Source organism: Streptomyces globisporus (genome assembly GCF_003501885.1).
Classification (GTDB): Bacteria; Actinomycetota; Actinomycetes; order Streptomycetales; family Streptomycetaceae; genus Streptomyces; species Streptomyces globisporus_D.
In genome coordinates, this window is the sequence record NZ_QWFA01000038.1 from 33,668 (window position 1) to 43,461 (window position 9,794).

General features: G+C 70.2%; 7 protein-coding genes and 1 pseudogene. 4 read left to right on the top strand and 4 right to left on the bottom strand.

The genetic code is table 11. The features are described 5' to 3' along the window. Positions 1-66: 66 nt before the first annotated feature. Positions 67-831 carry a 2-amino-3,7-dideoxy-D-threo-hept-6-ulosonate synthase gene (locus D3105_RS09665; protein WP_412081014.1) on the bottom strand — a complete coding sequence of 255 codons (765 nt, stop codon included), beginning with the start codon at positions 829-831 and terminating at the stop codon, positions 67-69. Positions 832-926: 95 nt separating this feature from the next. After that, positions 927-2,192 (bottom strand): aspartate kinase, encoded by a 1,266-nt coding sequence (locus D3105_RS09670; RefSeq protein ID WP_165890993.1) that lies wholly within the window; start codon positions 2,190-2,192, stop codon positions 927-929. A 278-nt stretch (positions 2,193-2,470) separates the two neighbouring features. Here D3105_RS09670 and D3105_RS09675 point away from each other — a divergent pair, with 278 nt between their 5' ends. From D3105_RS09675 to D3105_RS09690, 4 genes are read left to right on the top strand one after another with little or no spacing between them, the layout of a single operon-like run. After that, positions 2,471-4,102: an FAD-dependent monooxygenase gene (locus tag D3105_RS09675; RefSeq protein ID WP_118902172.1), complete on the top strand. Its 1,632-nt coding sequence runs from the start codon at positions 2,471-2,473 to the stop codon at positions 4,100-4,102. Continuing rightward, entirely contained in the window at positions 4,099-6,069 is a 1,971-nt protein-coding gene (locus D3105_RS09680) for an anthranilate synthase family protein (protein ID WP_118902158.1), read from the top strand. The genes D3105_RS09675 and D3105_RS09680 overlap by 4 nt, the downstream gene beginning before the upstream one ends. A gap of 43 nt (positions 6,070-6,112) precedes the next feature. Beyond that, positions 6,113-7,186 carry a hypothetical protein gene (locus D3105_RS09685; protein WP_123947574.1) on the top strand — a complete coding sequence of 358 codons (1,074 nt, stop codon included), beginning with the start codon at positions 6,113-6,115 and terminating at the stop codon, positions 7,184-7,186. Positions 7,187-7,240: 54 nt separating this feature from the next. After that, entirely contained in the window at positions 7,241-8,122 is an 882-nt protein-coding gene (locus D3105_RS09690; protein ID WP_118902164.1) for a 3-deoxy-7-phosphoheptulonate synthase, read from the top strand. Here the strand turns inward: D3105_RS09690 and D3105_RS09695 are convergent. Together D3105_RS09695 and D3105_RS09700 are read right to left on the bottom strand one after the other, a co-directional pair. Beyond that, positions 8,095-8,559: an ABC transporter permease subunit gene (locus D3105_RS09695; protein WP_240646854.1), complete on the bottom strand. Its 465-nt coding sequence runs from the start codon at positions 8,557-8,559 to the stop codon at positions 8,095-8,097. The two genes, D3105_RS09690 and D3105_RS09695, sit on opposite strands and share 28 nt — an antisense overlap. Before the next feature lie 207 nt (positions 8,560-8,766). Then, a pseudogene (locus D3105_RS09700) lies at positions 8,767-9,745 on the bottom strand (ATP-binding cassette domain-containing protein). Between the last annotated feature and the right edge of the window lie 49 nt (positions 9,746-9,794).

The following is a 9,794-nucleotide window of genomic DNA, read 5'->3' on the forward strand; positions in this document are numbered from 1 at the left end:
CACGACTCCTCAGACATAGCGCTTGGCGTTCTTCTGGCATGTGCCGGTTGATGAACAGGCAGTCGGTCAGGCCTGGACTGCGCCGGACGGCACGGCTTCGCGGCGCGGCTCAGGTACGGCGTGAACCTTGTCGCCGCCGTGCACGACCCGGGAGATCTTGCGCGCCATCGCCCCGGGATCCGGCGCCTGGAAGACGTTGCGGCCCATGGCCACTCCCGCGGCCCCGCCGCAGATCGCGTCGTTCACAAAGCGCAGAACCTGCCCCTCGGTGTCCATCCGCACCCCGCCGGCGACGATCACCGGGACGGGGCACGCGGCGACGACATCGGCCATCTCGTCGGATGTGCCGGTGTACACCACCTTCACGATGTCCGCGCCGAGGTCGGCGGCGAGGGAGGCGGTGTGCACGACCAGGCCGGGATCGCGTGGATCGCTGATCCTCGGTCCCCGCGGGTACATCATGGCGAGCAGAGGCACATTCCAGCGGTCGCACACGGCCGCCACGGCGCCCAGGTCGACGACCTGCTGGCGTTCGTCCTCGGAGCCGATGTTGACGTGCACGCTGACCGCATCGGCGCCCAGACGTACCGATTCCTCGACGCTCGTGACCAGGTACTTGGCGTCCGGGTCCGGCGCGTGCATGGTGCTGGCGCTCAGGTGGATGATCAGCGACATGTCGGTGAACCGGTCGGTCTCGATATGGCGCAAGCTGCCCTTGTGCAGCACGACCGCGTCCACGCCGTTGCCGACCAACTGCCCGACCAGGGCGTCGATGCCGCCGCGTGGTGCGATCGGGCCGTCCGAGATCGAGTGGTCCAACGGCACGACCATCAGCCGTTCGTCTCCATGACGGAAGAGACGCTTCAACCTCAGACTGCGGGCGAAATGATTGACTGACACTTTTTGGCCCTCCCTGATTCGGTGGCTCAAAGTGCCACTGTCTGCTCGGTGTCGGCGCATTCCTCGGTCTGTCCGAACTCCTTGTGCAGCAGGCACAGTGCCTGCACGCGGCGGTCCGCGGGCACGGTTACGGAGGCCCGGAGCTGGGAGGACGAAACCCAGCTCGTGGCGATGCCGGCCGCGGCGAGCACCGCGGTCATGCGGGCCACGTACTCGGGACGGTTGAGCAGCCCCATGCCGATGAGCGAGACCTTGGCCACGTCCGGGTCGATCCGGACCTCACCGCCGTGAACGGCGATGGCCTTGTCCAGCGCCGGTCCGATGTCCGCCACGTCACTCCTGCGGACGGTGAAACCCATCCGGAACTCTTCCTCGTTGGGACCCGACCGGGCGACCAGATCCATCGGCACAGCATGCTGAGCCAGGATCGACAACACCTCGGCCGCGAGATCGCTGCGCCCTCTGGCATGCACCAGAACCCTGGCCACGTCGGGATCCGACGTGATGGCAACGACCGCGCCCCCCGTCTCCAGTGAGGTCATAAAGTCCTTCTCCTCTCCGACAACCGTTCCCTCCTGAGTTCCGAGCGACGTACGGACATGCAGTTCGACTCCTTGTAACGTGGCGAGTTCAACCGCCCTGGGATGAAGGACCTTGGCCCCGGCGAACGCCATCTCCGCCATCACGGCGGCAGGGACGAAGGGGAGTTTGCGTGCGTCCGGGACATGCGTCGGATCTGCGCTGTAGACCCCGTCGACATCGGTGAAGATCTCACAGCGCTCCGCGCCCAGAGCGGCAGCCAGCGCGACGGCGCTGGTGTCCGAGCCACCCCGGCCCAGGGTGACCGTGTCCCCGTCGGCGTTCTGGCCCTGGAAGCCTGTGACCACGACGACGTTGCCTTCGTCCAACAACTCGTCGATCCGGGTGACGTCGATGCGGTCGACGATTCCCGCACCGGGTTTGCCCACTATGGACATGCCTGCCTGCGCTCCCGTCAGCGAGACCGCCGGGACGCCGAGGCCCAGCAGGGTCAGGGCCAGCAGCGAGGCGGAGGCGGTCTCGCCGGTCGCGAGCAACTGATCGGTTTCACGTAGCCGTTGGGCCCCGAATGCGGGGCCGGCCGCTGCGGCGGCCTGAGCCAGCAACTCATCGGTGGCGCCACCACGGGCAGATACCACGACGACGGTCGCCGCTCCGCTGTGATGAGTTGCGGCAACCCTCGAAGCCACCGCGCTGAGGCGCTCCGTGTCGGCCAAGGAGCTGCCACCGTACTTCTGCACCAGCACGCCCATGTCGACCCCCGTCGGCAGTGTCTGTCGGCTGTCTCGATGTCTCCGGGTATCGGCACCCCGTTGCCGCATCAGGCATTCGTTCGAACAGCGATTGCCAGCCTTGCCCAGCTCAGGGATTCGGTCATCGCCGTTTCACGGGATATCCGGGATCCACGTCGCGGCGGGGTATCACGAGAAGTCGTGATCCCTGGGCACGCGGCGCCTGGCAAGGATTGACGTCAACGTCGCGTGTCCAACGGGGGGCCGTGCAGGAACTGAAGGAGCCGTTCGGCGTGGGTATGAATCAGCCAAGGTCTCACATCCGGGACGAGACACGTGTATTGGTGGCCGGTGCCGGCCCGGTTGGCGCGATCCTGGCGCTCGAGCTGGCCCGGCACGGTGTTCGCAGCCTTGTGGTCGACCGTGCCGTGGCGCCACCGCTGTTCCCGAAGATGGACTACATCAACGCTCGCAGCATGGAGCTGCTGCGCAGGCTCGGCCTGGCGGACGAGGTGCGGAAGGGGGCCGTTCCCGCCGACTTCGATGCCGATTTCATGTTCACCCCGGACCTGAGCCGGCCGCCTGTGGCGGTGTGGCGGCAGCCGTCGCCCCGCGCGCAGGCCGATCGATTCGCCACGACCGTGGACGGCACCGGTGCCGCCGAACCGTACTCGCGGATCACCGGCTCCCTGCTGGAGGACGTCCTGCGCCGGGCTCTGCGGGCGAACGCCCTTGTGGACTTCGAGGAAGGCGTCGAGTTCACCGGCGCGGAGCAGGACGCGGACGGAGTCACCGTCACTCTGGTCGACCACAGGAAAGAGGCGCCCGACACCGGTCAACGAGTCCGGGTGGACTACCTGGTCGGCTGTGACGGCGGGGGCAGCACACTCCGGCGCGCGCTCGGCATCGGCCTGCCTGTCAGCGGCCCTTCCACCAGCCGCTGCTCAGTCTATTTCCGGAGTTCCGACCCGCTGCTTCGGCGCTACGGGCGAGCGTTCATCACCACCAGCGCCCGGGGCATCACCCTGGTCTCCCGGGACGAGGGCGAGCTGTGGACCGCCTCCTTCCAGATACCCGACGGCACGCGTTTCGAAGGCGACCCGGTGGCCGCCATGTCGGAGAAGCTCGGCGAGAAGCTGACGGTGGACGAGGTCCTGACAGTCAGTCACTGGACCGGCACACTGGCCGTCGCCGACCGCTACCGCAGCGGACGTGCCTTCCTCGCGGGCGACTCGGCCCACCAGTTCTACCCCTTCGGCGGCCACGGAGCGAACACCGGCATCGCGGACGCCGTGAACCTCGGCTGGAAGCTCGCCGCCCGCCTCGGCGGCTGGGGAGGCGAGGCACTCCTGGACAGCTACGAGGCCGAACGGCGCCCGGTCGCCCTGTTCAACAAGGAGATGTCGAGCAACCTGCTGGAGGTCTGGCGGCGCTTCGGACAGCTTGCCCGGGACGGGGCCTCCCGCGAGCAGCTCGCCGGGTTCCTGCACCGTGAGTCCTACCAGGTCGACAACTCCGGCATCCACTTCGATCATCGCTATCACCAGTCCGCCGTGATCGCCGCCGAACCGGGCCCCGCCCCCGAGTGGGACTGGACGGGGATCACCCCGAGCGTCTGGCCCGGCGGTCGGGTGCCCGCGCTCCGCCTGTCCGACGGCTCCGAACTGTTCGACCGGTTGGGTCCCGCGTTCACCCTGGTCGATCTGTCGGGTTCCGGTGCCGGCGCGCCGTGGGCCGAGCTGGCCATCGAGAAGGGAGTGCCCATGAAGCACCTCGCGCTGGACGCCCCTGCGGTTCGCGCGGTCTGGGGTGCTGACCTGGTTCTTGTCCGGCCCGACCAGCACGCCGCCTGGCGCGGGGACCGGCTTCCCGAGGAAGGCTCGGCGCTGCTCGACCTTGTCCTGGGCCGTGCGCAGGAGGTGCCGGCATGAGTGACCTGTTGGACCTGCTGCTGAGCACCGCCCGGAACGCCGCGAAGACGGCGCCCGCCTCAAACGAACCCACTCCGCCCGAGGCCTTCGCCCTCCTGTACCGGCCCGAGCGCACCGGCGACCAGGTGGAGATCCTGCTCGGCGATCCGGGGACGGCGGGACTGCTGTCCGAGCTGCCGACGGCACACCGCGGTCCGGAGGTTCCGGGCGGGGCCCGGCACGATCTGTTGGCGCTCATCCCCTACCGCCAGATCACCGAGCGCGGCTTCGCCTGCCAGGACGACCAGGTACCGATCCGCACCCTGGCGGTCCGCCGACAGGGCAGCGTCCCCCTCGCGGACGCCCTGCGACGCCTGCCGCGGACACCCGTCGGGCTGCGGAACGCTCGTTTCGATCTGCAGGACGAGGAATACGAGCGCATCGTCCGCGACGTGATCGAGCAGGAGATCGGTACCGGCGAGGGCGCCAACTTCGTCATCCGCCGCACCTTCACCGCGGAGCTCCCCGGCTTCGGTACGGAGGAGGCTCTGTCGGTCTACCGGCGACTGCTCGAGCGCAGCCGGGGCGCGTACTGGGTGTTCCTGGTGCACACCGGCGACCACATGCTGATCGGCGCCACCCCGGAACGGCACATCAGTGTGGCCGCCGGCACCGCGGTGATGAACCCGATCAGCGGCACCTACCGCTACCCCGCGCTCGGACCGGAGCTCGACGAGTTGGCGACGTTCCTCCGGGACCGCAAAGAAGCCGACGAGCTGCTGATGGTGGTGGACGAGGAGCTGAAGATGATCGCCGGCTTCTGTCCGGACGGCGGCATCGTCCAGGGGCCGTACCTCAAGGAGATGGCCCGGCTCGCGCACACCGAGTACCTGATCGAGGGACGGACCCAGGCGGACACCGACGCGATTCTCCGGGGCAGCCTGTTCGCCCCGACGGTCACCGGCAGCCCCCTGGAGAACGCGTGCCGGGTCATCGCCCGCCACGAGCACGGTGGCCGCGGCTACTACAGCGGCGTGGCCGCGCTGATCGGTCGTGACCCTCTGGGAGAGGTGGTGCTGGACTCCGCCATCGTCATCCGCACCGCCGAGGTGGATGCCGAGCGGCGCCTGCGGCTGGGCGTCGGGGCCACGTTGGTCCGGCTGTCCGACCCGGCCGCCGAAGCCGCCGAGACACGGGCCAAAGCCGCAGGACTTCTCGCTGCCTTCGGCCTGGACGAGGACGAGGGCGGCGGCGGGGAAGCGGCCCCGTCCGCCGAGAGGACCGGTGCCTTCTCCGAGCATCCGGTGGTCCGCGAACTGCTGAGCGAGCGCAACCGATCGCTCGCACGTTTCTGGCTGGAACCGGGGCGCGGCGAGACTCCCGACCGGCCGGAGCTCAAGGGCCTGCGCGGACTGGTCATCGAGGCCGAGGACATGTTCACCGCCATGCTGGCTCGGCAACTGCAGGAACTCGGGTGCCGGATCGAGGTGCGTTCCTGGCGCGACCGACCCGACCCGACCGACTACGACTTCGCCGTTGTCGGCCCGGGCCCGGGCGACCCACGGGACCTCGCCGACCCGAAGATCGCAGCCCTGCGCCAGACGGTCCGCGGCCTGCTCGCCAAGGACCTGCCCTTCCTCGGAATCTGCCTCGGGCACCAAGTGGTGTCCGGGGTACTCGGCCTGGAGCTCGTACGCCGGGAGCGCCCGAACCAGGGTCTGCAACTGCCGGTGCGGCTGCCCTGGGGCGAGGAACTGGTCGGCTTCTACAACACCTTCGCAGCGGTCAGCCCGGCGGACAGCTTCGAGCTCCCCGGACTGTGCGGGCCTGTCCGCTTGTCCCGTGATCCCGTAACGAGCCAGATACACGCCCTGCACGGACCCGGCTTCGCCACCGCGCAGTTCCATCCCGAGTCCGTCCTCACCGAGCACGGCACCCGGATCCTCAGTGAGCTGCTGTGCGGGGTTCTGGCCCCCGTGCCCGTCTGATCGCGCCCGCGCACAACCGAGGACGAGAACAGCGAGGAATCCCATGCCGAAGTTTTCCACCGACAGGCCGGGCGGCGCGCCGCCCGGCAGTCCGCCCACATCGCCGGAGAGTCTCAGCCGTTCCGCGACCGTGTGGCTGGCCCAACATCTCCTCGACCGTGAGGAGGGCGGTGTGCACCGCGCCGCGCCCTCGGTCGGCGGCCCTCCGATCACCGGCCGTAAGCACCTCTCCGATCAGTCCGCCGCAGTGCTGGCGCTGGCCGACAACGCGCCGCAGGAGCTTCCGGTCGCGCTCCGGGGTCTGTACGCCCTGCTCGACAGGGACGGTCTGCCCGGCTTCTCGGAGCTGGCGGACCGTTCCTGGCGAGCTCAGCCCACAGGGCGCCCGCGAACGCTCCGCCATCAGTTCCACGCGGCTGCCGCACTACTGGTCGGCAGTCTGCACACCGCCGACCAGGTCGCCCGCGTCCGGGCACTCGACCTGCTCAACCGCTGCCTCAGCACCTGCGTGAACGGGGTCTTCCCCAGCCGGGTCAGCCAGGAGTGGAGGCAGACGGTGGATGGCACTCCCTCTCCGCTCACCACAGCCTCCGCCCTGCGCGCGCTGGCCATCGCGGACGCGCTCGGAGAGCCGGACGTGGACACGGAGCAACTGCCGCAGATGGTCGTGTTCCTGAACCGACACGTCCGTGAGCGGCCCTCGCCCGGCGGTGACCCGCGGATCGCACTCGCCATGGCCCACGCCGCCCGACTGCTGGACTCCGCGGAGCACATCGACGCCGCGCACCGAGTCCTCGACATGACTGTGCGTCACTTCTCCCGGCGTCACGACACGGGGGGTATCAGCGCCATCGACACCGCGTACCTGCTGCTCGCAGGCTCCGTGCTCCGCTCCCGAGGCCATGACGACCGCGGTGCCACCGCGGTCTCCCGAGCGGCGATCGGCCGTCTGGCCGACCATCGGCACGGTGGCTTCCATACGGTCCTGGCGCCGACCGGCGTCACACCGACCGTCAAGTACGCGCAGGCCCAGTCCGCCCTGGCCGGCGCTCTGTGTGCCACGTCCGCCCTTCCCATCTCCCGACAGGGCTGGCCCGCCGATGACCATGATGAATGAGCAGCCCGCAGCCCCCGTCGCGTCCACCTCCTCCTCGCACGCCGAGACGCGCCGGTGGACCACCGGCCCGGCTCGCCGAGCAAGCAGCAGTNTGCCCTGACAGCGGCCCCTGGGCTCGTCCGGCCCGACGACCTGTTACGGGTGCGGGCTGCGCTCGCGCGCGTCGCGAGCGGGGAAGCGGTGATGATCCAGGCCGGTGACTGCGCCGAGAGCTTCTACGCGTGCACGCCGGAGGCGGTCGACGCCCGCATGGAGATGCTGGACCGGTTCGCCGGGGCGCTGGGAGAACGGACCGGCCGTCCTGTCCTGCGCGTCGGCCGCATCGGCGGCCAGTACGCCAAGCCCCGGTCGAAGCCGGTGGAGCGGGTGGGAGACCGGATGTTGCCGTCCTTCCGCGGGCATCTGATCAACTCCGAGCTGCCGAGCCGGGCCGCGCGCCAGGCCGATCCGCGGCGCATGCTGTGGGCGTACCGGGCCGCGTCCCGGACTCTCGGACAGGTGGACGGCCACCGGTCGGCCAGGGAGGCGGTCGCCCGGACCGCCGACCACGGCGAGCCGTCGCTCGGACCGTGGTCCATGGGCCGTGATCGAGCCGCCGACTCCCTCCCCCGCCTGGTCGCCGCCGTCAAGGAGAGCGGGCATCCTGCCGTGTGGGTCTGTGACCCCATGCACGGGAACACGGTCACCGCGGCCAACGGTCTGAAGACCCGCTACCTCGACACCCTCGTCGAGGAGGTGCGGATCTTCCTTCGTGTGCTGGACGACCAAGGGGTGCCCCCGGGCGGACTCCACCTGGAGGCCGCGGGCGAGCAGGTGACCGAGTGCATCGGCGGCCCCGTGGTGGGCGAGGATGACCTGAGGCGCCGCTACACCACCCTGTGCGACCCGCGGCTCAGCCCGAAGCAAGGTCAGCTTCTGATCGAGAGCTGCTTCTGAGCGCAACGATCCCCGGCCTCGAAAAGCTTCTCCAGGGCGGCCGTCGGGGAGAGGCCGGCGATCCAGCGTTCCGCGTCGCCGAAGAGCGGGCCGAACAGGGACGGCAGGAGCAGCAGGCCGATCACCGTGGTGACCGCGCCGGCGGAGTGGCGTACGAGGGTGCCGACGGCGAGGCCCAGCACGGCGGCCACCGCGAAGGAACCGGCGATGCCGAACAGGGCGGGCAGCGGCTCGCCCCGGGCGTACCGGCCCTCGGGCAGCAGGGCGTCCCCGACCAGGTAGGCGAGCGTGCAGGAGGCCAGGGCGAGGACGTACATCACGCCCGCTACCAGCACGGCCTTGGCGGCGAGGACCGTGGAGCGGCGGGGGCGGGCCGCGAACGTCGTCCGGATGGTGCCGCTGCTGTACTCCCCCGTCATCACCAGCGCACCCACCACCGCCGCCAGCATCTGGGCGACGACGGAGAGCGTGAGGCTGCCCCCCCAGGACCGTGTCGTCGGACTGGAGGCTTCCGGTCGTGGCGACGAACACCGCGCCCAGAACGGGCAGTACGGCGGTCGCCGCCGTCGTCCACACCGTGGAGCGCACACTGCGGAACTTGATCCACTCGTGGGCCAGGGCCTGGGTTCCGAGAACGGGTGTCGTCATCGGACTGTCTCCTTCCGGCTGGGCGCGGCGGGGTGGTCGTCGGTCCGGTCCTCGGTGCGGTACTCGGTGCGGTATTCCACCGAGGACCGCGAGAGCGCCGTGTAGACCTCCTCCAGGGAGGAGTGGGCGGGGGTGAGTTCGTGGACGGCGACGCCGTGGTCGCGGGCCAGGTCGCCGATGGTGGCGGCGTCCGGCCCTTCGACCCGCCAGCCGCCCGTGGGCTCCAGGCGGACCTGCGCCCCCGCCGTTTCCAGCAGGGCCCGGAGCTTCTCCGGTTCGGGGGACCGTACGAGCGTGTGCGCGCGGGAGTTGGTCTCGATGAAGTCCCGCATGGTCGTGTCGGCGAGGAGCCGGCCCTGTCCGATCACGACGATGTGGTCGGCCGTCAGTTCCATCTCGCTCATGACGTGGCTGGAGAGGAAGACCGTGCGGCCCTCCGCCGCCAGCGACCGCATCAGCCCCCGGATCCAGCGGATGCCCTCGGTGTCGAGGCCGTTGACCGGTTCGTCGAGGATCAGCACCTCCGGGTCCCCGATCAGCGCCGCCGCGATCCCGAGCCGCTGGCCCATGCCGAGCGAGAAGCCCTTGNAAGCCCTTGGTGCGCCGGCGGGCCGTCTCCTCGGGCAGCCCGACCAGGTCGAGGACCTCCTCGACGCGGCGGCGCGGGATGCCGTTGCTCGCGGCGAGTCCGGCCAGGTGGTGGTAGGCGGAGCGGCCGCCGTGGACGCCCGTGGCGTCCAGCAGGGAGCCGACCGCCCGCAGCGGTACGGGCAGGTCCGCGTAGGCCTTGCCGCCCACGGTGACCCGTCCCGCGCTCGCGGAGTCCAGGCCGAGGATCAGGCGCATGGTGGTCGATTTCCCTGCGCCGTTCGGGCCGAGGAAGCCCGTCACGCGGCCGGGCCGGACGGTGAACGACAGCCGGTCGACGGCGGTCCGGTCGCCGTAGCGTTTGGTGAGTTCCGTTGCTTCGATCATGCGGCCGACGCTACGAGCGTGCCCCCGGTCGCGAATCCTCCGGCGGGAG

Bases quoted from the DNA above. Each gene is read 5' to 3' on its own strand.
- D3105_RS09665 (WP_412081014.1), bottom strand. From the start codon at position 831: ATGGTCGTGCCGTTGGACCACTCGATCTCGGACGGCCCGATCGCACCA.
- D3105_RS09670 (WP_165890993.1), bottom strand. From the start codon at position 2,192: ATGGGCGTGCTGGTGCAGAAGTACGGTGGCAGCTCCTTGGCCGACACG.
- D3105_RS09675 (WP_118902172.1), top strand. From the start codon at position 2,471: ATGAATCAGCCAAGGTCTCACATCCGGGACGAGACACGTGTATTGGTG.
- D3105_RS09680 (WP_118902158.1), top strand. From the start codon at position 4,099: ATGAGTGACCTGTTGGACCTGCTGCTGAGCACCGCCCGGAACGCCGCG.
- D3105_RS09685 (WP_123947574.1), top strand. From the start codon at position 6,113: ATGCCGAAGTTTTCCACCGACAGGCCGGGCGGCGCGCCGCCCGGCAGT.